The organism is Sphingomonas yabuuchiae, from assembly GCF_014199595.1.
GTDB classification, from domain to species: Bacteria; Pseudomonadota; Alphaproteobacteria; order Sphingomonadales; family Sphingomonadaceae; genus Sphingomonas; species Sphingomonas yabuuchiae.
Genome location: NZ_JACHNX010000011.1, coordinates 83,853 through 110,557, shown reverse-complemented (window position 1 = coordinate 110,557; position 26,705 = coordinate 83,853). Strand labels below are relative to the sequence as shown.

Sequence of the window (26,705 nt, the reverse complement as noted above, 5' to 3'; positions counted from 1 at the left end):
CAGCCGCATCGCCGACCATCCAGCCCGCCAGATCAATGAACTGCTGCCGTGGAACTACCGTCCCGCCTGACGCGACGCCTTCACCGGACGCTTACGGGCCGCCAGCACATCTTCGTGGCGAAGCTGACGGGCGACCACCAGCGCCAGGCACTCGCGGCTGGCCTCGTCGATGATCGTGAGGATGCGGAACTTGCGCCCGTCGTGCGTCCGTGCCTCGACAAAGTCGTACGCCCAGATGTGCCCGGGATATTCCGGCCGCAGCCGAATACACGAGCCATCGTTCAACCACAGCCGACCACGTTTCGGCTGTCGCTGAGGCACCTTCAGCCCCTCGCGTCGCCAGATCCGTTCCACCCGTTTGTCGTCTAATCGGTCAAGCCGTTTGCCAAGGTGCTCGTAGTCGATCTTCTTTTGCGCATCGTTGTCGTCTTCGAGGTCAGGACGGGTCCAGCCTCAGCATGGCGCCAGATCGCCGGCCTCTCGATGTGGTTCCCGTGTTCCAGATGGTCACGAAGCGGGTCACGAGATGGCCGTGGCCGCACCCTGGCGGGGCGGCAGCTCGGAAAGCAGATATCAGGCCATGGCAGTCACCTTTGGGTCAAAGCCTCGCCCGTCGATCCACATCCGGTGGAGGATCACCGCCAGCTTGCGGGCCAGCGCAACGCGCGCCTTCCAGAAGCCCGATCTCCGGCCGATGGCGGCAGCCCAGTCCTTCAGCGCCGACGCCTGCGAGGTCCGCGACAGCATGACATTGGCCGCTTCGAACAGCAGCTTGCGGGTGAGACGATCTCCGCACTTGGAGATGCGGCCGTTGATGTCGACCTCGCCCGACTGGTAGCGACGCGGAGTGAGACCGAGATAGGCGCCGACATCCTGCGAGCGTCGGAACCGGTGAGGATCCTCGATGGTGGTCATGAAGCTGACGGCCGTCAGCGGTCCGACGCCGGGCATCGTCATCATCAAGCGGCAGGCGCCGCTTTGCCGGGCAACCCGGGCGAGCTGCTTGGCAATGGCAAGCTGTTGCTCCCGCAATGTGCTCAGCATCGCCAGTAGGCTCTCGAACAGTGCGGCGACCACCGGATCGTCCGGCAGCGTTGCCCGGACCTGACGTTCGAAGGTGCCACCCTTCCCGGGTCCGACCAGAATGCCGAAAGTCTTCGCCAGGCCGCGTATCTTGTTGATGAGCGCGGTGCTCATGCCGACCAGCTGGTCTCGCGTGATCAGGAGCGCACGCAACCGGTGCGTATCCATCGAGCGAACAGCGACCGGCCGGTACCAGCCCGAGCGGACCAGCCGTGCCAACCCAAACGCGTCGTTGCGGTCCGTCTTGTTCATCTGCAGCTTCAGCGCTGCCGCAGCATGCCTGGCATGAAGACACACCACCGGCAGCTCTCGCTCGGTCAATGCGTGCCACAACCACACGGTCATCGGGCCCGTCTCGATACCGATCCTCACGGCTCCTGCGGCCCTCCGCGCCAGCACGGCCGCAATAGCGTCCGGGTCCGTTCGCGACTTACCGTCCCATATGCGATCGCCCGTTTCGTCCACGACGCAGATCGCGGTCTCCTTCATCGACACATCTAGGCCAACATAGCAGGTCATCTTCCGTCCTCCTCTTCAGGGGACGACAGGCTATCCCAACGAGCACCGCTCCTGATTACGCCATGTGGTTCACCGACCAGCCGGCCGCATGCAGCAGTGCGGTTACCCGGCGATAGCCGTAGCGCCCGTACTGCCTGGCCAGCGCGACGATGTCGTCGGTCAGCGCCTCCTCGTCATCTGCCCCACACGGCACTTTGCGCTGCGTCGACCGATGCTGCCCGAGGACGCGGCACACCCGTCGCTCGGACACATCCAGCACCTCACGCACCTGGTCGATGCACCGCCGGCGCCGTGCGGGGCTCAGAAGTTTCCCCGCGCCGCCTCCTGCAGGATCAGCTTGTCCAATGTCAGGTCCGAGATCGCGCGACGCAGCCGGAGGTTCTCCTTCTCCAAATCCTTCATCCGCCGCGCCTGATCCGTCTTCAGACCACCATATTCCTTGCGCCATCGGTAATAGGTCTGCTCGCTGACTGCGATGCGCCGGCATGCCTCGGCCGTCGTGCCGCCCTGGCCCAGCATGATCTCAACCTCACGCAGCTTGCCGATGATCTCCTCGGGCTTGTGCTTCTTCGCTGGCATTCGTCGTCCCTTCCTCGATCCAGACTGTCATAGTCGATGGACCACTCAGAAGGGGGCAGCTCACGGGGCTGGACACACCAAGCATATCCATTATGCTGGATATATGGAAAACGAGGATGCCATCTCGGCGCTGGGTGCTCTTGCACAAGGAACGCGCCTTGACACGTTCCGCCTCTTGGTACGGCACGAACCGGATGGTTTGGCTGCCGGCGATATCGCGCGTCAGCTCGACGTGCCGCAGAACACCCTGTCGGCGCACCTCGGCATCCTCGCCCGCGCTGGCCTGGTCCGCTCCGCACGGCATAGCCGCTCGATCATCTACCGTGTCGATCTGGACGGCCTGCGCGCGCTGACGCTGTTCCTCGTCAAGGACTGCTGCGCCGGCAATGCGGAGCTGTGCGCGCCGCTCGTCGCCGAACTCACCCCCTGCTGCTGAAAGGACGCCCTGTGGCCGTCGATGTCGTCGTCTATCACAACCCCGAGTGCGGCACGTCGCGCAACACGCTCGGCCTTATTCGCAACGCCGGCATCGAGCCGCACGTGGTCGAGTATCTGAAAACCCCTCCAGCCCGCGCGTTGCTGGTCGAGCTGATCGATCGCGCCTGCATGACACCCCGCGAACTGCTGCGCGAGAAGGGGACGCCCTATGCGGAGTTGGGCTTGGGCGACACGTCGCTATCCGACGACGCGCTGGTGGACGCGATGATGGCGCATCCGATCCTCATCAACCGGCCGCTGGTCGTATCGCCGCTCGGCGTGAAGCTCTGCCGGCCCTCCGAAGCCGTGCTCGACCTGCTGCCGACCAATCAGCTCGGAGCGTTCGCAAAGGAAGACGGCGAGCAAGTGGTGGACGCATCGGGCCAGCGCGTCGCCTGATGCTCCTTGCTGTCCTGATCTTCGTTGCGACGATCGCGCTCGTCATCTGGCAACCCAAAGGCCTCGGGATCGGGTGGAGCGCGATGGGCGGGGCCGTCGTGGCGCTGCTTGCAGGCGTCGTCACGCTGTCCGACGTGCCGGTGGTGTGGGGCATCGTCTGGAACGCGACAGCCGCGTTCGTCGCGATCATCGTTATCAGCCTACTCCTCGATGAAACCGGATTCTTCGAATGGGCGGCGCTCCATGTCGCGCGCTGGGGGAGGGGGCATGGTCGCCGGCTGTTCGTTCTGATCGTGCTGCTCGGTGCGGCGGTGTCCGCGCTGTTCGCCAACGACGGCGCGGCGCTGATCCTGACGCCGATCGTCATCGCCATGCTGCGGGCGCTGGGCTTCAACGACAAGGCGACGCTGGCGTTCGTCATGGCGGCGGGGTTCATCGCCGACACCGCCAGCCTACCGCTGGTCGTGTCGAACCTCGTCAACATCGTGTCGGCCGACTTCTTCCGGATCGGGTTCGGCGACTATGCGTCCGTGATGGTGCCGGTCGACCTGGTGTCGATCGCAGCGACGCTTGGCGCGCTGCTGCTGTTCTTCCGGCGCGACATACCGGCGGATTATGACGTAGGCGCGCTGCGCGCGCCGCGTGACGCGATCCGCGATGCCGCGACATTCCGCGCGGGCTGGATCGTTCTTGCACTGCTGCTCGCCGGCTTCTTCCTGCTCGAACCGCTCGGCGTCCCTGTCAGCGCCGTCGCCGCTGCCGGCGCGATCCTGCTGCTGGTGATCGCGAGGCGAGGCCATGTGATCCCAACGGCCAAGGTGCTGCGCGGCGCACCCTGGCAGGTCGTGATCTTCTCGCTCGGCATGTACCTGGTCGTCTATGGCCTGCGAAACGCCGGCCTGACCGACCATCTGGCAGCACTGCTGGATCGCACCGCGCAAGGCGGCGTGTGGGGCGCGGCGCTAGGAACGGGCGTCATCGCAGCGGTCCTGTCGTCGGTTATGAACAATATGCCGACGGTGCTGGTGGGCGCGCTCTCGATCGACGCCACGCACGCGAGCGGCGCGATCAAGGAAGCGATGATCTACGCCAATGTGATCGGCTGCGATCTCGGCCCCAAGCTGACGCCGATCGGCTCACTCGCGACGCTGCTCTGGCTCCATGTCCTCGGGCAAAAGGGCGTGCGGATCGGATGGGGCTATTACTTCCGTGTCGGCGTCACGCTCACCGTACCGGTGCTGCTCATCACGCTCGCGGCGCTTGCAATCAGGATTAGCATCGCATGACCAGAACGGTCGCCACGTTGCTCGAACCTGCCGGTCTGGCTGGCTTGGCACAATTGCTCGATGCCGCGGACCTGCCGAGTGCCGATATCGCCGATCCCGGCCGCCTGATCATCCGGATTGAGGCCGATAGCCTCGTCGGTTTCGGTGGGCTCGAGGGAGAAGGGTCCGACCGCTTGCTCCGCTCGATCGTCGTCGTCCCCGATCGACGTCGACATGGCCTCGGGCGGGTGTTGGTCGCCGCCCTCGAACGACAGGCACACGACCTCGGGGTGGAGCGCCTGCACCTCCTGACGACCACGGCCGCACCATTCTTCCGGGCGCTCGGCTATGCCGATGCCGATCGCGGCGCTGCTCCCTCGGCCATCGCCGCATCGCGCGAATTCACCGCACTGTGCCCCGCGTCGGCCGCCTACCTCGTGAAAGCCCTCTGATGCCGCTCCGCACGCTCGCCGATCCCAATATCATGCCGGCGCTCGATCCGGCCTATGCCATCCAGCGACCCGCCGTGAGGCTCGGCCCGCTCGATCCCGCGCCGCGTATCCTTCTGCTCTACGGTTCGCTGCGCGAACGGTCCTTCTCCCGGCTGTGCGTTGAGGAAGCGGCACGCCTGCTCCGGTTCTTCGGCTGCGAGACGCGCATCTTTGATCCATCGACCCTGCCGCTGCCTGACCAACATGCTGGCGACGACCATCCGGCCGTCCACGAGCTGCGCGAGCTGTCCTTATGGTCGGAAGGGCAGGTGTGGTGCAGCCCGGAGCGGCATGGCCAGATCACGAGCATTATGAAGCTTCAAATCGATCATCTGCCGCTTTCTATGGGCGGGATGCGTCCGACACAGGGGCGCACGCTGGCGGTCATGCAGGTGTCGGCCGGATCGCAATCGTTCAACAGCGTCAACACGCTGCGCGTGCTGGGTCGCTGGATGCGAATGATCACGATCCCGAACCAATCGAGCGTTGCCAAGGCGTTCAACGAGTTTGATGACGCGGGGCGCATGAAGGCGTCCAGCTACTATGACCGGATCGTGGATATGATGGAGGAACTGGTGCGGTTCACGGTGCTGCTGCGCCCGCACGCGGTTCAGCTTGTTGATCGCTACTCAGAGCGGAAAGCGGCGGGCGTGCCAATCGACCGCGCGACCGATCTGTCGAGCATAGCGATTGCGGCCAAACCGCGTGGCCGGCACGCCGTCAAGGCAGGCGGCTGATGCGACGTTTGCCGAAGCGAGCCACGCTAATGTGGTCCCGCCGGCTAATCCGGCTTGTGCTCTGCGCTTTGAGAAACCTACGGGTTTCAACCTGCGTGGCCGGCCTCCCCAGGCGTCAGCTGGATCGTCGAGCGCTACCTGTCTTGCGCTGACGCGATTATCGCTTCAGGTCGCTACAGCGACAGATGAAGGGGAGCGTGCTTGACGATGAACACCAAGGATCTGGCCAAGGACGTTGCCGCCAAGCGGGGCGTCACCGAGAAGCAGGCCCTCGAGGTCATGGCTGGGCTCCTCGAGGGTATCGCGGAGGCGGCCGCCAAGGGTGAGGAGATATCGCTTCCCGGCTTCGGCAAATTCAAGGTGAAGGACACGCCCGAGCGCTCCGGGCGCAATCCGTCGACCGGCGAGGCGATCACGATCGCGGCGTCGAAGAAAATCACATTCACGCCGGCCAAGGCGCTTAAGGACCGACTGTAGGCTCGACAGCACCGGCCGGCGTCGCCCGGCCACGTGTTGGATGTTCACGAATTATTCGCTATCTAAGGCGTTGGAGAATGACAGGCGCGTGAACACTGCCAAATCTATGCGGCTGGCCCGGCAGGTGAAGGGGAGGTTCGGCACGTGGGCGGCCGTGCGTCAGGCCTCGCGCGTCGAGAACGGCGTATATGTGGTCGATCCAAGCGCTGGCGGTGACCGCGACAGCAAGGATGTAGCGGTTCCCGCCACGGCGTAACGGCCGTGACGTTCAGCTACTCGCTGTTCCTCGCACTGCTGCTGCTTTTCCTGGGGCTCTGCTTCTGGGCAGGGTGGCGCGTCGGCGAGCGCACCGATTTCCTCAGCCCAACCCCGGACCGGCCGAACTCTACGGTGACGCTGTTCATCGTGGTGTTCGGCACCATCGCAGGGCACCTTCTGGGAACCGGCTTCTTCGCCGCCCAGGCGGCATGGTGCCGGGCGACAAGCGTCTGTTTCGACCCCGGCTTCGATCCAAATATCTATCGCGCGCTCGCCCGCGGCGGCGCTGGGGCACGCGATGCGTCCGACCTCGCGCTGGAAATGTGGCTTTTCGCGATGCTCCTCATCGGAGCCGCGACGGGCTCGATCGCGCACTGGTTGGTGCAGCGGGAAGCAGTTAGCGGGAAGACCGACGCGATCGCGTTCGGCTGGCTCAACCCGGCCGTCCAAGCGGTCAAGAAGGGAGACTCGTTTGTCGTCGCCTATGTGCTGACAAAGACGAGCCACGAGTGCTTCACGATCGCATACGAGGGCACCGTCCAGCAGCTCGCGCTGGACGAGGAACAATCGATCAGGTTCGTCGTCCTGAACGACGTCGACCGATTCCTCGTCAAGATATCTGAGAACGGCCTCGAGCGTGTGGACGCGCCGTCGACGCCGATCACGCAGCTTCAGATCACCGCGGTCGAGATCGCCAACGTCGCGCTTGAGGTAGTACGGGCGCCAGACATGGATGTTGCGGCAATCGAGGCTGAAGACGCGGGTTCATAACGCGGCGTTCGAGATCGTCAGACGTCCGTCAGACCTGTCTCCATCCATAAAGTCTAAATCCAAAAAGCTCTGCATTTAACATAATCTATGTTATCGGACTAGCAAATCTGCTCTGCGGCGGAAGCACTTAGGCCGCTCTACCGGCACTCACCCGATCAGCGACACCCGCTCGCGCTGGCGTGCTTCGGCTCGGCGAGCCACGCATGAAACTGCGCCAGAATGTCGGCAACGTCCAGTCCCATTTGCCGATGGTGCATTGGCCACGAGCGCGCAGCGGCGCCAACCAGTCCTTGCAGTTCTGGATCAACATCGCCTGGACCCATTTCGGCGTGCTAGCGAGCAGCCATTCCAGTGATGGCCAGTCATAGGCGGGCCGTACCCGCAATTAGGCGGCTGACCGGCTCATCCGAAGCAGTGCGATATCCAGCGTCCCGTTTCAGGAGAACCAACACGCGCCCTGCCCGGCCACTCTCTTTTTCCAGGAAGAGGGGTTACCGGAAAATACAATGAGGGTGACGAAGCCGGTTAGATCGCTTATATGTTAGCTAGACTAACCGTAGGAGCTGCTCATGGCGACCCTCGCCAACGCCGTTGATCCGGGTGCCTTTGCCAATCTGGTGTTCGCCAGCTTGGTCGAGACCGCACGCAACAAGCCAGCCAAACAGCGTGGATCCGAGCCGGCGCCTACGGTCGACGAAACCTTATATATAGCGCCCACGGTTGAGGGCTTCTCCGCACAATATCGCACCGCCGTCGATCACGCGCTGGAGCAGCTAGCTGAAGCCGGTATTGCAACTGATCCGGATCGGCAGGCGCTCTACGCCATCGTCGACAAGCTGCTGCCCGACATTCGCACCCGACACCTCGAGCGCAAGATCGAGCAGCTCCTCGATGTGTTGGCCGACACGCATGACCCGATGGCGGAATTTCACACTGCGGTCGCGGCCGATAACACCGCGATCCGGCAGCGCTTCCTTCAGGAGGTCGAGACGCTTACCTCGGTCGAGGTTGCCGCGCGCGCCGGGCACGAAGCCAAGAACCGCCACCAGACGGCCGCGCGCTGGAAGGCGCAGGCCCGTGTCTTCGCCGTCCCCTATCAGGGGCAGGATCGCTTTCCCGCGTTCCAGTTCGATGCCGACGGCAAACCCCTTCCGCTAATCCGGCAGGTTCTCGCGGCCCTCCCCGCGAACCGCACGCCATGGCAAGTTGCTTTCTGGTTCGTATCGTCCAACTCATGGCTTGGTGGTCCCGCACCCATTGAGCGGTTCGACGAACCAGCAGCCGTTCTCGAGGCGGCAGCCCACGAAGGTGATGAGATCAGCGGGTGACGGCCCTCGCTCCGACAGGCATCGTTGCGAAACCGCCGACCGCCTTCCCGACCCACGTTACCGACCTACCGGTGGGGACGGTGCTTTGGCGCATTCACGCCGAGAAGCTTGCCGGAGACGCGTTCAATCCGGGTTTCGGCGCTTCGCGCTTCGCGCCGATCGGCCCGGTGCGCAAGCGGGTGCCGACGGCCTATGCCGCAGACGGGTTTGAGGCTGCGGTGTACGATACGATCTTCCACGATCTCGATTCCACGCAGACCTTCAAGACCTTTGCGCTGAGCAGGCTTGCCGATGTTCGCTGCTCGGTACTCCGGGTCGCCAGCCCGCTGGTGCTTCGCTCCTTTCTCGCGCCCGATCTGATGAAGCTGGGCGTCGCCCGTACCCAGCTGATCGACACGCCCGCGCGCGAATTTCCGGACACGCGGCGCTGGTCTGCGGCACTGCATCGCAAAGACGCCGCCACGCATGGGATGGTCTGGGAGTCTCGCCCCTATCCCTCGTCGCAGGCGATGATGTTGTTCGGCGATCGCGTGCCGCCTGGTGCGCTAAGCGTGGTCAGCACGTCTGGCATCGATGGTGATCCGGGGCTCGCCATGCGCTTCAAGGCGCTTGCCGATCGCTCCGGCGTGACCCTTGTCGCGTAAGATGGGAGCGAAATTTGCGGTAAAATAACGCCGTGCTGACGCTCCCGCAGGTGGGGTATCGTGGTATATGTATCTCCTAATCGACGCGTAGCGCCGGCTGCCAAGATCAGGAGCACGGGCCGTCGCGTTCCGGCCTCAAGGCCTCGTGTCCGTCACCAAGGTGGCGACCTTAAAATCGGATTGGCCTGTGGGCACACATCAAGGCGCGCGCGACACGTAAGTTCTTGCGATCAACCACCGTCTGAGCTCAACTTGCTTCTAAGAATGCATTGAGGGGGCGAACCAGTGGCGACGAATCCTTCCGAGAGGGTAGAAGCAGACCGATCTGTGATCCTGCGAGACCTCGCCGAAGACGCCTTGGCGACGTTCGAGCGGATCGTCGAGGCGGCTCTAGCTCGACACCGGCGCGTAGCTCGGCGATCTCATCGGATCGCCGCTCAGCACGTTCACCCATCTTCCAGGTGCCTTGACCCATTGAAGGAACCACTTCCCCGCCGAGCAATGTCACGTGTTTCATGTGCTTTCGTCCAATGAGATGAGTTCGACTGTTCGGTCGCGGGAGGCGGATTGGCAGATGACCACCATGTAACGATCATATCGCGGCCGGCCATCGATCGAGTGCCATTTTGGCGATGGAGAGCAGTTCGTTGATCGTAGCGCCGTCGCGCGCCTGAACGGACATGCCTTCCATGACCGTATTGATGAATTTGCCTAGCACGGCCGGATCGGTGTTGGCCGCAAGCTCGCCCTGCGCGGCGCCGCGTTGCAGACGCTCGATCAGGAGAGCCTCCGCCGCGATACGCTTGTCGCGCAGCAGGCATTCGATGGCGGCGGACGCCGGCGAAACGGCTGCCGCTGCCGAATACATGAAGCAGCCGGCCGGCGTTCCAGGTTCCGAGAATGATGACGCCGCTCGTTCCAGCAGGCCTTTGACGGCCTCGTAGGTGGACAACGCCGGATCGTTGATGGGTGAATAGAGGTGGACGCTGAACGTCGCGGCGTAGCGCTCGATCACCGCCGCAAACAGCCCCGCCTTGTTGTCAAACGCTGCATAGAGACTGGCAGCGGCGACGCCAGTCTCCGCCACCAGATCGGCCATCGATGTCGCCTCGTAGCCGCGCTGCCAGAACAGCCGCACCGCCTTGTCGAGCGCAGCGTCAGTGTCGAACACACGAGGGCGACCTGCGCGGCGACGGGCTTTCGTCTCTGTCATCTTTCGTGCACGATATGGAACGATCGATAAATAATATCTTGAAACGGGTGGTCCGTCTCCTTACAGAACGATCATTCAATAATCAAGGATTTTACAATGAGCCGCATCGTCCGCATCCACGAATATGGCGACGCCAGCGTCCTCAGGATTGAAGATGTGGCAGTCCCCGCGCCCGCGGCCGACGAAGTGCAGATCGCGGTGAAGGCGATAGGCATAAACCGCGCCGAGGTGATGTTCCGCAACCATGCCTACCTTCAGGAAGCCGAGTTCCCGAGCCGCCTTGGCTATGAGGCTGCCGGCACTGTCGTTACGGTCGGCGCGGACGTGACCGGGTTTGCGGAAGGCGAAGCCGTCAGCGTCATCCCCCCGCTCGATATCGCGCGCTGGGGCACTTATGGCGAGGTCGCCAACGTGCCCGCCCGCCTCGTCGTCAAGCATCCGGTGGCGCTGACGTTCGAGGAAGCGGCGGCCGTGTGGATGCAGTATGTCACCGCCTGGGGTGCGCTGGTGGAGCAGGCGAAACTCGGCGAGGGCGATTTCGTCATCGTCACTGCTGCCTCCAGCAGCGTCGGCCTTGCTGCCTTCCAGATTGCGCGGATGGTCGGCGCGACGGTAATCGCGACGACGCGTACCGGCGCCAAGCGCCAGGCCCTGATCGATGCCGGTGCACATCATGTCGTCGCGACCGGGGAAGAGGATCTGGTAGCGAGGGTGATGGAGATAACCGATGGTCAGGGTGCGCGCGTGGTGCTCGATCCGGTCGGAGGCCCGTCGTTCGAGCCGCTGACCGAGAGCATGGCACGCGGCGGCATCCTGCTCGAATATGGCGCGCTCAGCGGCGAACCGACGCCGTTCCCGTTGTTCTCCGTGCTGGGCAAGAGTCTCACGCTCAAGGGGTATCTCTACAGCGAGATCGTCTCGGACGATGCCGCCCTCGATCGCGCCAAGGCGTTCATCGTGGCGGGTCTGGAATCGGGCGCGCTCAAGCCGCGGATCGCGCGCACTTTCCCGCTCGACGCGATCCAGGACGCTCACCGCTTCCTCGAATCGAACGACCAGGTCGGCAAGGTCGTCGTTACGGTCTGACCTGCATACCGGGGGGAGTGAGCGATCGCTCCCCCACGAATTTGCGCTGACGCGACGGCCTCGCACCAGCAATCGGTTTAACTCAACGAGGGTATCCCAACATGAAATCTCGCGCCGCTGTAGCCTTCGAGGCGGGCAAGCCACTCGAAATCGTCGAGATCGATGTCGCCCCACCCCGGAAAGGCGAAGTCCTCATACGGGTGACGCACACCGGTGTGTGCCACACCGACGCGTACACGCTGGCGGGGAGTGATCCGGAGGGTGTTTTCCCGGTGGTTCTGGGCCACGAGGGCGCGGGCATCGTTGTCGAGGTCGGAGAAGGCGTCACCAGCGTCGGACCGGGCGATCACGTGATTCCGCTCTACACCGCCGAATGCGGCAAGTGCGACTTCTGCCTGTCGGGCAAGACCAACCTGTGCGTCGCTGTCCGCGAAACGCAAGGCAAGGGCTTGATGCCCGATGGGACCACGCGCTTTTCTTACAATGGTCAGCCCCTCTATCATTACATGGGCTGTTCAACCTTCAGTGAATATACTGTCGTCGCCGAAGTCTCGCTCGCCAAGATCAATCCCGAGGCAAACCCCGAACATGTCTGCCTGCTCGGCTGCGGCGTCACGACCGGCATCGGCGCAGTCCACAATACCGCCAAGGTCCAGCCGGGAGACTCGGTCGCCGTGTTCGGCCTCGGCGGCATCGGCCTCGCGGCGATTCAGGGTGCGCGCCAGGCGAAGGCGGGTCGCATCATCGCCATCGACACCAATCCATCCAAGTTCGAGCTGGCACGCCAGTTCGGTGCTACCGAGTGCATCAACCCCAAGGACCATGACAAGCCTATCCAGCAAGTGCTGATCGAGATGACGGGCTGGGGCATCGATCATACCTTCGAGTGCATCGGCAACGTCCACGTCATGCGCGCCGCGCTTGAATCAGCGCACCGTGGCTGGGGTCAGTCGATCGTGATTGGCGTTGCCGGCGCGGGCGAGGAAATCTCCACCCGCCCATTCCAGCTCGTCACGGGCCGCGTATGGAAGGGGTCCGCTTTCGGTGGCGTCAAGGGACGGACACAGCTCCCCGGCATGGTCGAGGATGCGATGAGAGGCGATATCGATCTGGCCCCATTCGTAACCCACACGATGGGTTTGGAGGAGATCAACGAGGCCTTCGAACTGATGCACGAAGGCAAGTCGATCCGCACGGTCATTCACTACTGACCCGCCGATCCGAAGCGGCGCGAGGCGCTCGGATCGACAACTCGGCCGTCATCATGGCCCGACCCCGGCCATGATGAAGCGCGCTCTGGCAAATGGGCAACGCGTCGCGATGCGGTAACAAGCGCCGAAGTACGGTCGTTACATGCCGATAGCGGCACGGACCAGGGCCGCCCAGCCCAGGCGCTTACCAGCGGAGTGTGTGTGGCCTCGTCGCGCGACCCAACAGGGAAAATGGTTTTATCGTAACCTTTGTCCACTGCTGGAAAAATACTTCAAAGGTGCCGAATATCGGGCCAGCCTGACCTTTGGATGTATTGAGTCGGAAAAGCATTCATCTGTTCCCCGACTGTGATGAACCACGGGCCGCACGGGCGGATAGGGCAGGAAGACTGAATTGAAGAGCAAGGATATTCACGCGACGACGCCGGCCACCGATCATGGGCATACGGGGCTGCCCGCTTGCGTGCAGGTTCGCGGCGCGCGCCAGAATAACCTCAAAAATATTGACGTCGATGTACCGCGCGACGCCTTCGTGGTGTTCACCGGCATATCGGGCTCGGGCAAGTCATCGCTCGCGTTCGGCACCCTCCCGCGAACGAATGGTGCCGTCACGTCGCGACCCATCAACGGCGCCTTATCGTTAAATTCAGAGATATGATAAGTGCAGAAGACAAGGTCATCCACTATTGCGGATGACCTGCCATATTCATCTATTCATTTCCCGATACGGCCGGGCCACCCATTCCGGATAGAAACACGAACCTTACCCTGCAGTCAGACAGCAGCTTAGGGTGCCGACCGCTCGGCTATTTCGCGGCCAGCAGGGTGAACTTGTGAATTTGCGGCGGTTCAGAAAAAAGTTCTTCTGCCTTGTCCATCAGTGCGGCGGCAACCTTGCCGTCGAGATGGGCTTGCCGATCCTCCTCTGTGTCGAACGTATCGAAGATCGCGTACGCACCGGGACCTTCCTCGATCGCATACCAGGTCAGAGTGCCCGCCTCAGCTTGAACGAGCGGCAATGCCGAGGTCAGGAAATTGGCGACATCACGCTCTTTTCCGGGCTTGGCCTTCAGTGGTACATACAGGGCAAGTTTGGGCATAAATGACTCCTCAAGTGAAACCGACAGTCATTATTCGGCAGAGTAACGGAAGAGCGGGCCGCTACGTTCCCCATGAGGCGGAGCAAACGCGGCCCCGCCTCCTCGTCGAAATCAGAACTGCTGTGCGGTCGGCCGGATGACGATCGCGTTGACGTCGACGTCATCAGGTTGTTCGACAGCGAACGCGATAGCACGCGCCACCGATGCCGCCGGGATGGCCTGCTTGTAGAAGTCCAGCACCGTCTCAGCAGCCGTACCCGACGTCGTGAACTTCAGGTCGCTCTCGACGGCTCCGGGCTCGATCGACGTGACGCGGACCTTCTCGCCCACCTCCTGGCGAAGACCTTCGCTGATCGCGCTGACGGCGAACTTGGTGCCGGAATAGACCGTGCCGCCCGGGGCGAAGACCTTGATGCCGGCGACCGAACTCAGGTTGATGATGTGGCCGCTGCCCTGCTCCAGGAAGCCGGGAAGAGCCGCGGCGATGCCGTAGAGCGTGCCCTTCAAATTGACGTCGATCATCTGGTCCCACTCGTCGGTGTTGACCTCGGCCATCGGACGGATCGGCATCAGACCGGCGTTGTTGATCAGTACGTCGAGACGGCCGAAGTCGGCGACGATCGCGGCGACGACGGTCTGGACCGCCGACTTGTCGGTGACGTCGAGCGCATAGGCGCGTGCCGTTCCGCCGTTCTCGGCGATCTGCGCGACGACCTCGTCGAGCTTGTCCTTGCGCCGTGCGGCGATGGCGACCTTCGCACCGCGTTCGGCGAGAAGACGCGCGGTCTCGGCGCCGATGCCGGTGCTCCCGCCGGTGATGAGAACAACCTTGCCTTCGATACCTTTGGTCATGACTGTGTTTCCTTCACTTCAGATGTTGATTTTTCGCTGCGTCGCGGCCCCGCGCCAGCGGTAGCCGCGTGGATGAACGAGGCCGATAAGGCCCGCGCGAAGCGCAGGTGCCAACAGGCCGATCATCCGCAGCTCCTCTATGTAGAACGGTTGTGCCAGCAGCGCCGACCCCACCCATTCTTTAAGCTTGCCCATGGCAGCACCCTTAGGTCGCGGAGACGGGGTTGAGGACAAACGTGGCGCGCTCGGCCAGATCGCCGATCTGAGAGAGGTAGTTTTGGAAGTGGGGCGTCGCGCGGTGGGCGGTAACCGCATCCGCGTCCGCGTACAGCTCGTCGAGGACGAAGCGGTTCGGATCGCTCTGGTCCTGCCAGAGATCGTAGCGCAAATTGCCCGGTTCGGCACGGCTTGGCTTTAGCATGGCGTCGAGCAGAGCGCGCAGGCGGTCGACGGTATCCGCACGGGCGGTTAGGACGGCGACGATCTTCACGTTGGCGGTCATGGCACCATATCCTGTCCTGGTTATATCCGAAGCGGGGCGCATCCTGAGCGCCCCGCCCGTCATCCTGGTACTCACGCAGCGGCGCGATCGAGGGCTTCGATCAAAGCGTCGGCCATGGCTTGGTCCGACGCCGGATTCTGACCCGTGATCAGCTCCCGGTCCACGACGACATTCGAAGCGAAGTTCTTGTCGGTGACAGAGACGTCGCCACCGGCCGACCGCAGCGCCTTTTCCATGTCGAAGAAGAGCTCGCCCTTCAGCACTTGCTCCTCAGCGATCTTCTCCTCGCTCGCCGAGAAGACGGTCATGCGGTAGCCTGAGTAGATCCAGTCTCGCGCCAGGTCGGCCGCCCCGGCGTCATCGCCTTCCTCCAGCGCCTTGCGGAAGGCCGGAGCATCGTCGAGCGTAGAAACAACGACCACCGGTCCGTGGCAGAGGAGCGCGGTCGGCTTGGCCGCCGCGTGGAAGTGACGGAGGATCGTGCCCGCATCGCGGTCCTGCATCAGATCGACGATGGGCGCGTGACCTCCCGGCACGAACACGCCAACGAAGCCGTCCAGACCCTCGTCGACGACCGATTTCAGCGTGCGGACGTCGTTCATGGCCGGGTGGCTGGCGAAGAAGTCCTTGGCGCGCTGGTATGCCGCCTCATCACCGCCAAAGTGGTCCTTCGTGTCGGAACCGGCATCGATGTGCGGCTTGGTCCCATTGGGCGTAGCGAGAACAATATCATAGCCGGCGTCGAGCAGTGCCAGCGCGGGGACTGCCGTTTCGTTGAGATACTGACCGACCGTTGCGGTACTGCCGCCACGCAGACCGAGCTGTGTCGCGTTCGATCCAAGAACGAGAACCTGACCCTTGCTCATCTGAACCTCCATGTTCGCGGCGCCCGTCGCCGATGGATGGGAAATGGGCCTAGTTGATATATTCTAGAAGTTTATCTTTCTAATGTCAGATATACGTCTGACAGGATGACTGCGTGCGCTACGATCTGAACCTGCTGCCGATCTTCGTGGCGTTGATGGAGGAGCGCAGCGTCACGCGGGCCGCCGAGCGAATGGGCATGACACAGCCCGCCCTGTCTAATGCCCTATCGCGTCTACGACTGATGCTTCAGGACCAACTGTTCGTCCGCGAGCGCTACGGCATCCAGCCGACCCCGATCGCGCTTGAACTCTCACCGCTGATCGCCGAGGCACTCGCGCAGCTTGACGACGCGGTCCTCGGTCAGCAGGCCTTCGATCCCGCACAGGCCGAACGGCTCTTCACCATCGCGCCGAACGGCTATGTCGAGTTCGTCCTGGTCCCCGCTGTCGTGGCGCGCCTGGAGAAGGTCGCGCCCGGCATCAAGCTCCGCCTGACGCCCTACGGCAACGATCTTGTGGAAACAGGCGTCGTGTCGGGCACGACGGCGCTCGTGCTGGGCCGCATCGTCGATCCGCCCGACAACCTCGTCGTCCAGCACCTGATGGACGAAGGGCTCGCCTGCGCCGTCCGCGCCGACCATCCGGGCGTCGGCGATGCCATGACGCGCGAGCAGTTCGAGGCGATGAAGCACGTCAACATCGTGCCGCCCGGACGGATGCGCGCCGGGCTGTTCCAGGCGCTGGCGCAACAGCAGCTGAAGCGCGACGTCGCAATCTCCGTGACAAACTTCTTCGCGGTAGCCGAGATGGTGGCGGTGACCGACTATTGCGCCACCTTGCCCTCGCTCATCTGCAGGCGGCTGATGCACGACCCCCGGCTGAAGATCCTGCCGGCTCCGGTCGACCTTGGCAGCTTTCCCGTGGAAATGGCTTGGCACGTCCGCTATCGGCATGATCCCGCACACCGCTGGCTACGGGCGCTGATCGGCGCGGTCATCACTGACCTCACGGGGAAGACGGCAGCGGCAGCCACGCCGTCGCCAGCCTGAGGACGATGTCGAACCGCGACGTCGCTTGTGCGTATCCCGTAGGTAACAAAATTCGCTATATAGCCTCTGACGATAGGATTTATCATGCGCGCAATCGGCTACCAGCAGCCCGGAACGATCGATCGCACAGAAGCTCTCGTCGATATCGAACTTCCCGATCCCAACGCTACCGGCCGTGATCTCCTCGTCGAGGTCAAGGCTGTCTCGGTAAACCCGGTTGACACGAAGGTGCGCGCTGGCTCGGGTTCGATCCACGGTGATTGGCGCGTCCTGGGTTGGGATGCCGCCGGTGTCGTTCGCGCGGTTGGCCCTGAAGTGCGCGGCTTCGAACCGGGCGACGAGGTGTTCTACGCGGGTAGCATCGGCCGCGATGGGACCAACGCCGAGTTGCACTTGGTCGACGAGCGCATTGTCGGGAAGAAGCCGGCTAGCCTCGATTGGGCAGAGGCAGCGGCGTTGCCGCTGACGGCGATCACTGCGTGGGAGGCCCTCTTCGAGCGATTGTCCGTGCGTACTCCTGTAGCCGGTGCAGCACATGCGCTGTTGATTGTCGGGGGTGCCGGCGGGGTAGGCTCGATGGCAATCCAGCTTGCTCGCCAGGTACCCGAGCTGATCGTCATTGCGACAGCCTCGCGCCCTGAAACGCAGGCCTGGGTGGCCGAGCTCGGTGCGCACCATGTCATCGATCATCGCCAGCCGCTGGCTCGGCAAGTGGCGAATTTGGGCATTGGCGCGCCGGCTTTCGTCTTCTCGACCACGCACACCGACGAGCATATCGAGCAGATCGCCGAGATGATCGCCCCGCAGGGACGTTTTGCGCTCATCGACGACCCCAAGACGCTCGATGTCGTACCATTCAAACGCAAGTCGGTGTCGACCCACTGGGAGTTCATGTTCACCCGGTCCATGTTCGAGACCGCTGATATGGAAACGCAGGGTCAGATCCTGTCGACCATCGCCAGCCTCGTGGACGCCGGCGACGTGCGCACCACCCTCACCGAACGGTTCTCCCCCATCAACGCCGCGAACCTCAAGCGTGCGCACCAGGCGCTTGAGAGCACTACCGCACGCGGCAAGATCGTCATCGAGGGTTGGCAGTGATGCGGTTCACGCTCACCCGCAACGTCCGCCGTGCCCGCGGCCCCCGCCGCACCAACTGAAAAGGACCAAGCCTCGGCGTTATCGATGCCAGCCATGTGCGGTTGTGGGCGTCGCTTTCGCTGGGTCACTGATATCTACAATCATAAAAGACCGTGATGTTTTGAGATAGCAGACGCGGTCCTCGGGTGAAAACTCGGGACGTCTGCTAGCTCGGCCTCTCACCAATCGGTGCCAAGAGCGGGGAGTGCTTCGGCTAAGAAGTCAATCCACGCCCGCGTCTTGGCGGCGGGGCGCCGCGTCGGGTGTGTGATGGCATATGCCGCTCCCAGCATCATAGGCGGCTCGTCCAGCTCAAGCTCGCTCAATTGGCCGGCGCGAAGCGCCTCTGCCGCAATAAAGCGTGGCCCATAGACCAGCCCTTGGCCCGCGATGGCAGCGCGAACCAAGGCCTCGCCATTGTCGGAACACATCGATCCTGAGATCGGCACCTTGATCGTCCCGTCTTTGCCGAACGCCCACGATGTCGTTCCTGCAAGCGACGCGTTGGTGTGGCCCAGGCAATCGTGATCGCCGAGATCGGCCAGGCGGGTTGGCGTTCCCCGCCTCGCCAAATAAGAGGGTGCGGCACACAACACGACGCGCATCGCCACGAGCTTGCGGGCAACAAGCGCACTGTTGGCGAGGCGCCCGATCCGTACGGCGACATCCCAACGTTCTTCCAGCAGGTCGACGTAACGATCGTTGAAGCCCAGTTCGATCGTCACTTCGGGATGACGTGCGGAGAAAGCAGGGATGAGTGAGGCAAGGTGCAGAACGCCGAAGGTGGCGGGCGCACTGACGCGCAGCAGTCCCTGCGCGGTGATCGACCGCGACGATGCCTCCGCCTCGGCTTCTCCGATCTCCATCAGGATACGTTCGGCCTTTTCGAAATAGTCGGTGCCTGCCTCGGTCAGCGACAGCCGACGCGTCGAGCGCTGGATCAGCGTGGTGCCGAGCCGCGCTTCGAGGGCGTCTAGGTGCTTGGCCGCCATCGCCGGCGACATGTGCAGATCGCGTGCGGCAGCAGAGATGCCACCGAGCCTGATCGCCCGGACGAACACGTCCATACCCGTCAATCGATCAGCCATGATTTCCTACCCGTGGTTGAAGCTGATCCTTCTACGCGAACGATTATCATTGCGCGATATCGGGCACATATTCCGGTCAACAGATCGAACAATGATCCAGGCGGCTTCCGTGGCGCCTGCACCGGAGTGTATGACCATGAGCGTCCAGCCTACCTACTTCATCCCGCATGGCGGCGGCCCCTGCTTCTTCATGGACGATCCGCGCGGCGTGTGGAGCGGTATGGAAGCGTTCCTGCGCAGCCTGCCGAACTCGCTTGCCGAGAAGCCCAAGGCCATCCTCGTCGTCTCGGGACACTGGGAGACGGACGGCTTCGCCTTCACCGGCGCCGAACGGCCCGAGCTGATCTACGACTATTACAACTTCCCGCCCCATACCTATCAGCTGCGCTACGACGTGCCGGGCGCACCAGCGCTCGCCGCCCGTGCCGCGGCTCTGCTCAAGGATGCGGGCATCCCCTCGTCTGTCGACCCGAAGCGGGGCCTGGATCACGGCGTGTTCGTGCCCCTCAAGGTCGCCTTTCCGGATGCGGACATTCCGCTGATCGAGATGTCCGTCGAGCGCGGGCTGGACCCGGCCCTCCATGTCGCTGCGGGCCGCGCCCTTGCGCCGCTGCGTGAGGAAGGTGTGCTGATCCTAGGTTCGGGCATGAGCTTCCATAACATGCGCGCCTATGGCGATCCGCGCTCGACGCCCGGCTCGCAGGCGTTCGACCAGTGGCTGGCCGAAAGCATGGAGCTGGACGGCCCACAGCGGGCCGAGCGTCTTACGCAATGGGCCGATGCGCCCTCGGCGCGGTTCGCCCATCCCCCGGCCAAGGAGGAGCATCTGCTGCCCCTGATGGTCGCGGCCGGCGCGGCCGAAGGCGAAGGCGCCCGGGTCTATGCCGAGGAAGTGCTGTCGACCGCCATCTCCGGCTTCCGTTTCAACTGATCTCAACTCTCAACGCGTCATCGAAGGAGAATTGTCATGACCATCGCCGTCACCGGCGCGACCGGCCAGCTTGGCCGCCTCGTCATCGAAAGCCTGAAGCGCAAGTCGACCGGCGAGCCGATCGTGGCGCTGGTGCGCTCGCCCGAGAAGGCCAGCGATCTGGGCGTCGAGGCACGCGCGTTCGATTACGCGCAGCCCGAGACGCTTGCTCCGGCACTGGCCGGGGTCGACACGCTGCTCCTGATCTCGTCGAGCGAAGTCGGGCAGCGCGAGCCGCAGCACCGCAACGTCATTGAGGCCGCCAAGCAGGCGGGCATCAAGCGTATCGTCTACACCAGCCTGCTCCACACCGACCGCTCGCCGATCAGCCTAGGCGAGGAGCACCGTGCGACCGAAGCGATGCTGGCATCCTCCGGCATCCCGACGACCCTCCTGCGTAATGGCTGGTACACCGAGAACTACACGGGCTCGATCCCGGCGGCTCTGGAGAATGGCGCGTTCGTCGGCAGCGCTGGCGAGGGACGCCTGTCGCTCGCGACCCGTGCCGATTATGCCGAGGCCGCAGCCGTCGTGCTGACCAGCGAGGGCCATGAGGGCAAGACCTATGAGCTGGCTGGTGACGACGCGGTGACGCTTGCCGACCTTGCCGCCGAGATCTCGCGCCAGACGGGTCGCGACATCCCGTACCGCGACCTGCCGCAGGCCGACTACGCTGCGATCCTGAAGCAGGTCGGCCTGCCCGAGGGCTTCGCCGAAGGGCTCGCGGCGTGGGACGTCGATGCCTCGAACGGCGCGCTGTTCGATGACGGCCATCAGCTCTCGAAGCTGATCGGACGTCCGACGACGCCGCTGGCCGACGCCGTGCGGGCGCAACTCGCCGCGCAGGGCTGACGTTACGCAATCCTCCGACGGTTAAAAAGCCATCCCTGGAGATAGCGCATGAACATCGACCTTTCCGGCAAAACAGCGCTCGTGACCGGTTCGACCGCCGGTATCGGCTTCGCAATCGCGAAGGGGCTGGCGGCAGCCGGGGCGATCGTCGTCCTGAACGGGCGCGACGAGAGCCGCACCCAGGAGGCGGTGGCCAGGCTGAAGCGTGAGGTCGGGGATGCCGATGTGCGCGGTGTAGCCGGAGACGTTGGAACGGAAGCCGGATGCGATGCCATCGTATCCGCGCTTCCGGCGGTCGACATCCTGGTCAACAATGCCGGCATCTTCGGCCCGCAGGACTTTTTCGAGACGCCTGACGCGGAATGGGAACGCTTCTTCAAGGTCAATGTGCTGTCGGGCGTACGCCTGTCCCGGGCCTATCTGCCGCGGATGCGCGACAAGGGCTGGGGTCGCGTGCTGTTCCTGTCCTCGGAGTCGGGCCTGAACATCCCGGCGGACATGATCCACTACGGCGTGACCAAGACCGCCGACCTCGCCCTGTCGCGTGGCCTCGCCAAGCGCATGGCGGGTACGGGTGTAACGGTGAATGCTATCCTTCCCGGTCCGACGCTCTCGGAGGGCGTATCCGAGATGCTGGCGGATGCGGTCGCCTCGGGCAAATCGTTGGAAGAGGCCGGCGCCGATTTCGTCAAGGCACACCGATCGTCCTCGATCATCCAGCGCGCTGCCACGGTCGAGGAAGTCGCCAACCTGTGCGTGTACATCGCCTCTCCACAAGCGTCCGCGACCACCGGTGCGGCGCTACGCGTTGACGGCGGTGTGGTGGATACGATCGCCTGACTTTCAGTTTGTCCTATCCCGATTGGGAAGGGCGGCCAGCACTACCAATGCGCGAGTTGCACGACATACGGCAAGGCGGGTGCCGTTTCCCGAACTGCTTGTCGAGCGTGGCGAAACGGAAAGCCAGACCGCCAGAAAATCGACCGGGGCTGTTGAAAAATGCGCCGCTGGTGGCCGGTCCGGTTGAGGGCGAGATGACACCCCAAGGTTTCGGGATCCCGTCTCGCATGGGATCCCAATCGGAACGGGGGCCGCGGTAGCCAACGTCAGCTATGCGCCTTGCTTTACCCAAAAGCGGCCGGTCCGCTAACCACCAGAATTTCTAGGTTCCGTTACCGACCTCCCGCCAGGCTAATCCGGTTACCAAGATGGCGAAAGGCGCGATCACGACAGGTAAGCAGGATGACCTGCATTCGCGTTGCTGCCTCCGTCAGAATCTCGGTCATAAGATCGAGGCGGGTATCGTCCGAATAGACCAGCGGGTCGTCCAGGATCAGCGAGACCGGCATGCCCTGCTCGAGGAGCATGTCGGCAAAGGCAAGCCGCGTGAGGACTGCCAGCTGTTCCTGCGTGCCCCTGGAGAGATCGCCGCAACCCTCGGCTAATCCGCCCCGCGCAATCGACGCCAGGCCAAGGTCGTCGCCAAAGCCGGGGTCCGCGCCCGGCAGCAGCCGTTCGATGTGCCGGCGCGCACGCCGCGCCACAGGCCCGACGAACGTCCGTGACGTCTCGGCGCGTGCGCTCTCCAAAGTGTCGCGAAGCAACTTCAGCGTTTCGGCTTCCTGCGTCACACGTGCCAGATTGGCAGCTGCGGCATCAGCCTCCTCACGCGCAACTGCGGCGCGGTCGGCCAGCCCCTTGCCGCCTTCCGCCTCGATCCGCGCCTCGAGCCCGGCAATCACCTTTTCCAGGTCGGTACGCTGGGCCCGGGCCACCTCGACCCGCTTGTCCAGCAGTCCGATCTGCCGTTCGATCGTCACAACGTCATGCGCAGTCGCCGCGCGTTCGGCATCCTGCAGGTTGACGAGCGCTGCCGCCTCCTGCTGGCGCGCATCGCGCAAAGCGTCGTCAAGCGAGGCCACCTCGGACTTGGCTTCCAGGGTGGCAAGCTGGGCCGCGACATTCAGCGCATCCCGCTCGGCGCCAGCTTCCTGAACCATCAATGGAGCATTGCGCGCCTCCACCTCGCGCAACTGCTCGGATGCCACCGCATCGACACCTTCAGCCTTTGCCAGCGCTATATCCGCCTCACGTGACGCGATCGTCAGCGCCTCGACGTCTGGTTCTTCGCCACTCCCCTCCCCTTCCGCGCCTTCCCGCAATCCGGCGATGAAAAGTTTCAGGGCCGAAGCACCCGCCTCGACGTCGAGCAACGTCACGGCAGGCGTGATCCCGGCGATCCGCGCTTCAAGCGTGCGAAGGTTGGCGACCGCGTCTCGTGCCGCCTCGTTACGATCACGAGCCGCAGCGACACTCTCCACCCCGTGCTCAGCCAAGGCTGAGTTCAGATCATCGGTCGCATTGGCGAGTGCCGTCTCGGCGCCTTGCAGCCCGACCGGCGGACGGATGATCAGTTCGGCATCGCCCAGTCTGATGCGCGTCTCGCGAGACAGCATGCGGTCTCCACGCTCCGCCGCAGCTCCGTCGATCGTCAGACCGCTGACATCACCGGCGAACTCTATCCGCGTCGCACCGGCATCCATAGCCGCCCGCGCCTTGTCCACGGCACGTTCACGTTCTTCGAGGGCCTTGATGACGGTGGCAGGGATCGTCGCAGTCGCGAGCTGTCGCGTCGCTTCGTATTCGGCCTCCAGCCCAACCAACTCGGTATAACGCCGTCGTGCCTCGCCGATTGCCCCCCGGCGCTCGCGCTCCGCAGCCCGAATCCGAGCAGCATCAAGTGCCGCGTGAGCGGTCCGCCGAGTGTCACGAGCACGGGTTAGCAGCTCACGGGCTATCCTCGCTCTTTCCTGTGCGGCCGCCAGCTCCCCGACCAAGCCGGATCGACTATCCCGTGCCTTGCTGAGCGCCGTAGCCGTGTCGCTGACAGCTTTGCGGGCGGTTGCGAGGCGCGATGCGAGATCCTCAAGGGCCCTGACGCGTTCGACAAGGCGGCCGTGCTCTGCGCGGCGTGTGTCGAGCAGCTGAGCGGCAGAGCGCGCCACATCGAGCTGGCCTACCAGCGTCCGACGCTGCTCAGCATCGGTGGTATCGGCAAGATCGCGGTCTAGCACCTTTAGCCGCGCTCGCGCAGCCTCGAGATCGGAGAAGCCTTGTTCCAAGGCGGCAAGCCGAGTGGCCGCCTCGCTCGCGGCGCGTTGTGCTGCCTCATGCTCGTCGCGTGCCGCGGTCTGGCGACCGGTCGGCCGACCGCTGTTGGTCCAGTATTCCGCGAACTGGCTGTCGATGCGGGGACGAACACGCTGGTAGGCGGCACCGCCCATGATCGTGCCGACCTCAGCTTCCAGCGTAGCGCGAACGCTGTCGCGCACGATCTCACCCGGCGCCGTCACTTCAAGCGCCTGTGCCTGCCCGACCCACAGCAGGCCGAGTGCGCCGTGGGCGGCCGCGTCGCCGCCCTGGCTGGTGTCGCGACGCGCACCGAGCAGTGCTTGCAGCTGCGCCTCGGCATCCTCGCCCTGCGCACGCCCGTTCGGTCCCCGAACCTCAACCGAAGCACTTTTCAGGAAGCGCTTGCTGACTTCCCACGCCTCACCTTTCGCCTCGAAGCCGATCTCGATCTGCGGAGCGACGGCCTCACCGTAAGGCGCATAGCTACGCGCAAGCCGGTTGGCGGTGTTGTGCCGGATGAAGAAGGCGGCGCGCATCGCTTCCAGCAGCGTCGACTTACCAGTTTCGTTGGGCTCGATGATGACGTTGAGCCCGTTGGTCAGCCCGTCGAGCACGAAGGGGTCGCGGTATTTGCGGAAGTTTGAAAGCGCAACGCGCCGGATTCGAAGGCTCATGCCGCGTCCTGCCCACGCTGATGTTCCACAAACAGGCGCTCAAGCGCGCGCCTGGCAATGGCGCCGTCGCTGCCACCGGCCTCTATCATGCTCATCAGCTTGCCCGCGGCCGTACCTATCATTCCCTCGACCCGCAGGTCTGCCAAATCCTGTTCGCTCGGCCGACCGACGAGATCGTCGGCGGTAACCACCAGATGGCGCAGGCGATGGCGCAGGTCATTGTCGAGACGCGCAAGGATCGCGATACGATCGGACAAACTGACGATACCCGAGAGCGAGAGCTGCAGGAGGGTTGCCGATGGTTCGACCTGCGCAAGCAGCCGGTCGCACTCGGCGGCAAAGCCCTCCGCGTCGGCCACCGTCCACGAGCGCATCAGCCACTGGAACCTGCCAGTACGGATTGGCGATACCGACGGCTCCGCCCCTGCCTCAAGCGTCACGAGCAGAGCGTAGCCCGGCTCATCCCGCTGGAAGCGGTCGGTTTCTGGCGTTCCTGAGTACCAGGTGCGCGCATCGACCCTGAGGCTCCCGTGCCAGTCGCCGAGCGCAAGATAGTCGAGGTTGGAGCGCTGCGCGCGATCAGGTGCGATCTGGTTCTGCGCCTCGCCGCGCGACGAGAAGTCGCGGATCGAGCCGTGAGCGAGACCGATGCGCGAGCGCGCGCCTGGCGTCTCCATCGTGTCGAACAGCGCGGTTGGATCGTCGAGATTGTGCCGGTGGGTTAGCGGTGCCGGCAGCAGCCACTGCCCGGGCTCCAACTCGCATGGCACCGGCTCGGCGAGGACGCGGACATTGGCGGCGCCCTTGGCGCGGACACGGTCCCACAAGCCGCTATTGCGGGCGAAGTCGTGGTTGCCGGGCAGCAGCCACCAGGTACAGGCATAGCGCTGCATTCGCGATACCGCCTGCACGATCACACGGTCTTCTGGTCCTTCGGTATCGAACACATCGCCGGCGACCAGTACGTGCCTGACCTCATGCTCCGCTGCCGCCTTGCCGATCGCGTCAATCGCATCGAATCGGGCTTCGCTGAGGGCAGCGCGCACATCGCTGTCGAAGCGGCCGTATGGCTTGCCGAGTTGCCAGTCTGCTGTGTGGATCAGGCGTAGCATCGAAACCTTCTGGCGGTGTGGGCCATGGCAGTCGAGCCGAGCCCCCTACCCGCTCCCCTAACCCTTGACCGTACGAAGTCAGCGGATCGCGACAACCTTGACCTCGACGGCGTCGGCGACCTTCTTCCAATTCTGGTCGCTGGTCCATGCGGGCAGACCGTCGCGCCGTGCGAGTGCCAGGCAGAAACGGTCACCGAGACTGAGCCCCGCCTCGGCTGTGGCCGCCCGCAACCGCCCAGCGATCTGCGCGAGCGCCTTGTCGGCCGGCACGACCGTCAGCGGCAATGGATCAAGCATCGCATCGACTTCGCGCTCGGGCATGCCGGCATGGACGAAGTGGCTGACGACCTCGGCATAGTTGACGCTGCTCACTCGCGCGCCACCGATTTCCGCCGCAACTTTTGCCGCGCCGCGCTCGCCCTTGAGCATCGCGATGATCGCAGACGCGTCAAGCACCACGCTCATTCGCCGCTCTCTTCCCGACGTCGGGCGAGAAAAGCGTCAACAGAAGCGTCAGGGTTACCGCCGGTGTACTGCTTGGCCAGGGCTTGGGCACGTGCCACTGCCTGACTTGCTGTTCGCAAGACCACACCATCTTCGGTTTCGTCGAGGTAGACCGCACCACCGCCACTCAGACCGAGGCGCTTCCGGACGTCCGCTGGCAGACTCATGCGCCCGTTAGGGGTAATATTAATTTGCAAGGTCATGTTAGCACGTCAGCCCCGATGCACCACTTCGATGCAATATAGCTAAAACGTCCGCCTACGACAACAATGTCGCTCTTGCGCCTATCTTCCACTCCAATGTCATGCTTGTCCTTACGTGTCACA

The 26,705-nt window shown here is 63.8% G+C and carries 30 protein-coding genes and 2 pseudogenes; 18 read left to right on the top strand and 14 right to left on the bottom strand.

What is annotated here, in order from left to right; translation table 11 throughout:
* Positions 1-96: 96 nt before the first annotated feature.
* From GGQ89_RS13975 to GGQ89_RS13965, 3 genes and pseudogenes are all read right to left on the bottom strand, one after another.
* Positions 97-369 (bottom strand): annotated as a pseudogene (locus tag GGQ89_RS13975) (IS3 family transposase); the annotation flags it as partial.
* Positions 370-573: 204 nt separating this feature from the next.
* Positions 574-1,602, bottom strand: a complete 1,029-nt coding sequence (locus GGQ89_RS13970; RefSeq protein WP_020493465.1) for an IS110 family RNA-guided transposase — start codon at positions 1,600-1,602, stop codon at positions 574-576.
* Between the two features lie 67 nt (positions 1,603-1,669).
* A pseudogene (locus GGQ89_RS13965) lies at positions 1,670-2,181 on the bottom strand (transposase); the annotation flags it as partial.
* Between the two features lie 103 nt (positions 2,182-2,284).
* Between GGQ89_RS13965 and GGQ89_RS13960 the strand changes: the two are divergent.
* The 10 genes from GGQ89_RS13960 (at position 2,285) to GGQ89_RS13915 (ending at position 9,028) form a co-directional block, all read left to right on the top strand.
* Positions 2,285-2,617, top strand: coding sequence for an ArsR/SmtB family transcription factor (locus GGQ89_RS13960; RefSeq protein WP_042469209.1), 333 nt, complete (start codon positions 2,285-2,287; stop codon positions 2,615-2,617).
* Positions 2,618-2,628: 11 nt separating this feature from the next.
* On the top strand, positions 2,629-3,057 hold the full coding sequence (gene arsC / locus GGQ89_RS13955) for an arsenate reductase (glutaredoxin) (protein WP_042469211.1): 429 nt from the start codon (positions 2,629-2,631) through the stop codon (positions 3,055-3,057).
* Complete coding sequence (locus tag GGQ89_RS13950; RefSeq protein WP_184106163.1) at positions 3,057-4,343, top strand: arsenic transporter; 1,287 nt, start codon at positions 3,057-3,059, stop codon at positions 4,341-4,343. The genes arsC and GGQ89_RS13950 overlap by 1 nt, the downstream gene beginning before the upstream one ends.
* On the top strand, positions 4,340-4,774 hold the full coding sequence (arsN2, locus tag GGQ89_RS13945) for an arsenic resistance N-acetyltransferase ArsN2 (protein ID WP_042469214.1): 435 nt from the start codon (positions 4,340-4,342) through the stop codon (positions 4,772-4,774). Before GGQ89_RS13950 ends, arsN2 begins: the two co-directional genes overlap by 4 nt.
* Positions 4,774-5,550: an arsenical resistance protein ArsH gene (arsH, locus tag GGQ89_RS13940; protein ID WP_042469215.1), complete on the top strand. Its 777-nt coding sequence runs from the start codon at positions 4,774-4,776 to the stop codon at positions 5,548-5,550. The genes arsN2 and arsH overlap by 1 nt, the downstream gene beginning before the upstream one ends.
* A gap of 207 nt (positions 5,551-5,757) precedes the next feature.
* The gene (locus tag GGQ89_RS13935) at positions 5,758-6,027 is read left to right on the top strand and encodes an HU family DNA-binding protein (protein WP_042469217.1); all 270 of its coding nucleotides are present in this window, start codon (positions 5,758-5,760) and stop codon (positions 6,025-6,027) included.
* 261 nt (positions 6,028-6,288) lie between these two features.
* Complete coding sequence (locus tag GGQ89_RS13930; RefSeq protein ID WP_042469218.1) at positions 6,289-7,056, top strand: hypothetical protein; 768 nt, start codon at positions 6,289-6,291, stop codon at positions 7,054-7,056.
* A gap of 203 nt (positions 7,057-7,259) precedes the next feature.
* On the top strand, positions 7,260-7,424 hold the full coding sequence (locus GGQ89_RS13925) for a hypothetical protein (protein ID WP_156477767.1): 165 nt from the start codon (positions 7,260-7,262) through the stop codon (positions 7,422-7,424).
* Between the two features lie 201 nt (positions 7,425-7,625).
* Positions 7,626-8,384, top strand: coding sequence for a hypothetical protein (locus GGQ89_RS13920; RefSeq protein ID WP_052814282.1), 759 nt, complete (start codon positions 7,626-7,628; stop codon positions 8,382-8,384).
* A complete protein-coding gene (locus GGQ89_RS13915; RefSeq protein WP_043061441.1) occupies positions 8,381-9,028 on the top strand; it encodes an RES family NAD+ phosphorylase in 648 nt (215 codons plus the stop codon). The genes GGQ89_RS13920 and GGQ89_RS13915 overlap by 4 nt, the downstream gene beginning before the upstream one ends.
* Before the next feature lie 592 nt (positions 9,029-9,620).
* Here the strand turns inward: GGQ89_RS13915 and GGQ89_RS13910 are convergent.
* Positions 9,621-10,199 (bottom strand): TetR/AcrR family transcriptional regulator, encoded by a 579-nt coding sequence (locus GGQ89_RS13910; protein WP_241769373.1) that lies wholly within the window; start codon positions 10,197-10,199, stop codon positions 9,621-9,623.
* Between the two features lie 138 nt (positions 10,200-10,337).
* Here GGQ89_RS13910 and GGQ89_RS13905 point away from each other — a divergent pair, with 138 nt between their 5' ends.
* The 3 genes from GGQ89_RS13905 (at position 10,338) to GGQ89_RS13895 (ending at position 13,196) form a co-directional block, all read left to right on the top strand.
* The gene (locus tag GGQ89_RS13905) at positions 10,338-11,327 is read left to right on the top strand and encodes a zinc-dependent alcohol dehydrogenase family protein (protein WP_043061439.1); all 990 of its coding nucleotides are present in this window, start codon (positions 10,338-10,340) and stop codon (positions 11,325-11,327) included.
* 101 nt (positions 11,328-11,428) lie between these two features.
* Positions 11,429-12,538, top strand: a complete 1,110-nt coding sequence (locus tag GGQ89_RS13900) for an S-(hydroxymethyl)glutathione dehydrogenase/class III alcohol dehydrogenase (protein WP_043061438.1) — start codon at positions 11,429-11,431, stop codon at positions 12,536-12,538.
* A 394-nt stretch (positions 12,539-12,932) separates the two neighbouring features.
* Positions 12,933-13,196, top strand: coding sequence for a hypothetical protein (locus GGQ89_RS13895; protein WP_043061437.1), 264 nt, complete (start codon positions 12,933-12,935; stop codon positions 13,194-13,196).
* Between the two features lie 148 nt (positions 13,197-13,344).
* Here the strand turns inward: GGQ89_RS13895 and GGQ89_RS13890 are convergent, their stop codons facing one another.
* The 5 genes from GGQ89_RS13890 to GGQ89_RS13870 form a co-directional block, all read right to left on the bottom strand.
* On the bottom strand, positions 13,345-13,638 hold the full coding sequence (locus GGQ89_RS13890) for a putative quinol monooxygenase (protein WP_037093999.1): 294 nt from the start codon (positions 13,636-13,638) through the stop codon (positions 13,345-13,347).
* Positions 13,639-13,749: 111 nt separating this feature from the next.
* Positions 13,750-14,490 (bottom strand): SDR family oxidoreductase, encoded by a 741-nt coding sequence (locus GGQ89_RS13885; RefSeq protein ID WP_043061436.1) that lies wholly within the window; start codon positions 14,488-14,490, stop codon positions 13,750-13,752.
* Between the two features lie 18 nt (positions 14,491-14,508).
* Entirely contained in the window at positions 14,509-14,685 is a 177-nt protein-coding gene (locus GGQ89_RS13880; RefSeq protein ID WP_156477766.1) for a hypothetical protein, read from the bottom strand.
* A gap of 10 nt (positions 14,686-14,695) precedes the next feature.
* On the bottom strand, positions 14,696-14,992 hold the full coding sequence (locus tag GGQ89_RS13875; RefSeq protein ID WP_043061435.1) for a putative quinol monooxygenase: 297 nt from the start codon (positions 14,990-14,992) through the stop codon (positions 14,696-14,698).
* Positions 14,993-15,063: 71 nt separating this feature from the next.
* Complete coding sequence (locus GGQ89_RS13870) at positions 15,064-15,858, bottom strand: type 1 glutamine amidotransferase domain-containing protein (protein ID WP_061780455.1); 795 nt, start codon at positions 15,856-15,858, stop codon at positions 15,064-15,066.
* Positions 15,859-15,971: 113 nt separating this feature from the next.
* On the opposite strand from GGQ89_RS13870, the gene GGQ89_RS13865 reads away from it, so the two are divergent.
* Positions 15,972-16,907: a LysR family transcriptional regulator gene (locus GGQ89_RS13865; protein WP_043061434.1), complete on the top strand. Its 936-nt coding sequence runs from the start codon at positions 15,972-15,974 to the stop codon at positions 16,905-16,907.
* A gap of 84 nt (positions 16,908-16,991) precedes the next feature.
* Positions 16,992-18,008, top strand: a complete 1,017-nt coding sequence (locus GGQ89_RS13860) for a zinc-binding alcohol dehydrogenase family protein (protein ID WP_043061433.1) — start codon at positions 16,992-16,994, stop codon at positions 18,006-18,008.
* A gap of 218 nt (positions 18,009-18,226) precedes the next feature.
* Here GGQ89_RS13860 and GGQ89_RS13855 read toward each other — a convergent pair whose 3' ends face one another.
* On the bottom strand, positions 18,227-19,135 hold the full coding sequence (locus tag GGQ89_RS13855; RefSeq protein WP_043061432.1) for a LysR family transcriptional regulator: 909 nt from the start codon (positions 19,133-19,135) through the stop codon (positions 18,227-18,229).
* A 130-nt stretch (positions 19,136-19,265) separates the two neighbouring features.
* Between GGQ89_RS13855 and GGQ89_RS13850 the strand changes: the two genes are divergently transcribed.
* Genes GGQ89_RS13850 through GGQ89_RS13840 form a run of 3 tightly spaced genes read left to right on the top strand, consistent with a single transcriptional unit; the run spans position 19,266 to position 21,797 of the window.
* The gene (locus GGQ89_RS13850; RefSeq protein WP_174521625.1) at positions 19,266-20,066 is read left to right on the top strand and encodes a DODA-type extradiol aromatic ring-opening family dioxygenase; all 801 of its coding nucleotides are present in this window, start codon (positions 19,266-19,268) and stop codon (positions 20,064-20,066) included.
* 36 nt (positions 20,067-20,102) lie between these two features.
* Positions 20,103-20,957 (top strand): SDR family oxidoreductase, encoded by an 855-nt coding sequence (locus tag GGQ89_RS13845; protein WP_043061431.1) that lies wholly within the window; start codon positions 20,103-20,105, stop codon positions 20,955-20,957.
* Between the two features lie 48 nt (positions 20,958-21,005).
* Positions 21,006-21,797 (top strand): SDR family NAD(P)-dependent oxidoreductase, encoded by a 792-nt coding sequence (locus GGQ89_RS13840; RefSeq protein ID WP_061780454.1) that lies wholly within the window; start codon positions 21,006-21,008, stop codon positions 21,795-21,797.
* Positions 21,798-22,129: 332 nt separating this feature from the next.
* Here GGQ89_RS13840 and GGQ89_RS13835 read toward each other — a convergent pair whose 3' ends face one another.
* The 4 genes from GGQ89_RS13835 to GGQ89_RS13820 all read right to left on the bottom strand — a co-directional run bounded on the left by GGQ89_RS13835 (position 22,130) and on the right by GGQ89_RS13820 (position 26,582).
* A complete protein-coding gene (locus GGQ89_RS13835) occupies positions 22,130-24,763 on the bottom strand; it encodes an AAA family ATPase (RefSeq protein WP_061780453.1) in 2,634 nt (877 codons plus the stop codon).
* Positions 24,760-25,875, bottom strand: a complete 1,116-nt coding sequence (locus tag GGQ89_RS13830) for a metallophosphoesterase family protein (RefSeq protein WP_043061447.1) — start codon at positions 25,873-25,875, stop codon at positions 24,760-24,762. The genes GGQ89_RS13835 and GGQ89_RS13830 overlap by 4 nt, the downstream gene beginning before the upstream one ends.
* 78 nt (positions 25,876-25,953) lie before the next feature.
* On the bottom strand, positions 25,954-26,340 hold the full coding sequence (locus GGQ89_RS13825) for a type II toxin-antitoxin system VapC family toxin (protein ID WP_043061448.1): 387 nt from the start codon (positions 26,338-26,340) through the stop codon (positions 25,954-25,956).
* On the bottom strand, positions 26,337-26,582 hold the full coding sequence (locus GGQ89_RS13820; RefSeq protein ID WP_022676113.1) for an AbrB/MazE/SpoVT family DNA-binding domain-containing protein: 246 nt from the start codon (positions 26,580-26,582) through the stop codon (positions 26,337-26,339). The genes GGQ89_RS13825 and GGQ89_RS13820 overlap by 4 nt, the downstream gene beginning before the upstream one ends.
* Between the last annotated feature and the right edge of the window lie 123 nt (positions 26,583-26,705).

Bases quoted from the DNA above. Each gene is read 5' to 3' on its own strand.
- GGQ89_RS13820 (WP_022676113.1), bottom strand. From the start codon at position 26,582: ATGACCTTGCAAATTAATATTACCCCTAACGGGCGCATGAGTCTGCCA.
- arsH (WP_042469215.1), top strand. From the start codon at position 4,774: ATGCCGCTCCGCACGCTCGCCGATCCCAATATCATGCCGGCGCTCGAT.
- GGQ89_RS13885 (WP_043061436.1), bottom strand. From the start codon at position 14,490: ATGACCAAAGGTATCGAAGGCAAGGTTGTTCTCATCACCGGCGGGAGC.
- GGQ89_RS13845 (WP_043061431.1), top strand. From the start codon at position 20,103: ATGACCATCGCCGTCACCGGCGCGACCGGCCAGCTTGGCCGCCTCGTC.
- GGQ89_RS13905 (WP_043061439.1), top strand. From the start codon at position 10,338: ATGAGCCGCATCGTCCGCATCCACGAATATGGCGACGCCAGCGTCCTC.
- GGQ89_RS13850 (WP_174521625.1), top strand. From the start codon at position 19,266: ATGACCATGAGCGTCCAGCCTACCTACTTCATCCCGCATGGCGGCGGC.
- GGQ89_RS13860 (WP_043061433.1), top strand. From the start codon at position 16,992: ATGCGCGCAATCGGCTACCAGCAGCCCGGAACGATCGATCGCACAGAA.
- GGQ89_RS13855 (WP_043061432.1), bottom strand. From the start codon at position 19,135: ATGGCTGATCGATTGACGGGTATGGACGTGTTCGTCCGGGCGATCAGG.
- GGQ89_RS13900 (WP_043061438.1), top strand. From the start codon at position 11,429: ATGAAATCTCGCGCCGCTGTAGCCTTCGAGGCGGGCAAGCCACTCGAA.
- GGQ89_RS13920 (WP_052814282.1), top strand. From the start codon at position 7,626: ATGGCGACCCTCGCCAACGCCGTTGATCCGGGTGCCTTTGCCAATCTG.
- GGQ89_RS13880 (WP_156477766.1), bottom strand. From the start codon at position 14,685: ATGGGCAAGCTTAAAGAATGGGTGGGGTCGGCGCTGCTGGCACAACCG.
- GGQ89_RS13935 (WP_042469217.1), top strand. From the start codon at position 5,758: ATGAACACCAAGGATCTGGCCAAGGACGTTGCCGCCAAGCGGGGCGTC.
- GGQ89_RS13970 (WP_020493465.1), bottom strand. From the start codon at position 1,602: ATGACCTGCTATGTTGGCCTAGATGTGTCGATGAAGGAGACCGCGATC.
- GGQ89_RS13830 (WP_043061447.1), bottom strand. From the start codon at position 25,875: ATGCTACGCCTGATCCACACAGCAGACTGGCAACTCGGCAAGCCATAC.
- GGQ89_RS13840 (WP_061780454.1), top strand. From the start codon at position 21,006: ATGAACATCGACCTTTCCGGCAAAACAGCGCTCGTGACCGGTTCGACC.
- GGQ89_RS13835 (WP_061780453.1), bottom strand. From the start codon at position 24,763: ATGAGCCTTCGAATCCGGCGCGTTGCGCTTTCAAACTTCCGCAAATAC.
- GGQ89_RS13925 (WP_156477767.1), top strand. From the start codon at position 7,260: ATGAAACTGCGCCAGAATGTCGGCAACGTCCAGTCCCATTTGCCGATG.
- GGQ89_RS13890 (WP_037093999.1), bottom strand. From the start codon at position 13,638: ATGCCCAAACTTGCCCTGTATGTACCACTGAAGGCCAAGCCCGGAAAA.
- arsN2 (WP_042469214.1), top strand. From the start codon at position 4,340: ATGACCAGAACGGTCGCCACGTTGCTCGAACCTGCCGGTCTGGCTGGC.
- GGQ89_RS13870 (WP_061780455.1), bottom strand. From the start codon at position 15,858: ATGAGCAAGGGTCAGGTTCTCGTTCTTGGATCGAACGCGACACAGCTC.
- GGQ89_RS13950 (WP_184106163.1), top strand. From the start codon at position 3,057: ATGCTCCTTGCTGTCCTGATCTTCGTTGCGACGATCGCGCTCGTCATC.
- GGQ89_RS13960 (WP_042469209.1), top strand. From the start codon at position 2,285: ATGGAAAACGAGGATGCCATCTCGGCGCTGGGTGCTCTTGCACAAGGA.
- GGQ89_RS13875 (WP_043061435.1), bottom strand. From the start codon at position 14,992: ATGACCGCCAACGTGAAGATCGTCGCCGTCCTAACCGCCCGTGCGGAT.
- GGQ89_RS13825 (WP_043061448.1), bottom strand. From the start codon at position 26,340: ATGAGCGTGGTGCTTGACGCGTCTGCGATCATCGCGATGCTCAAGGGC.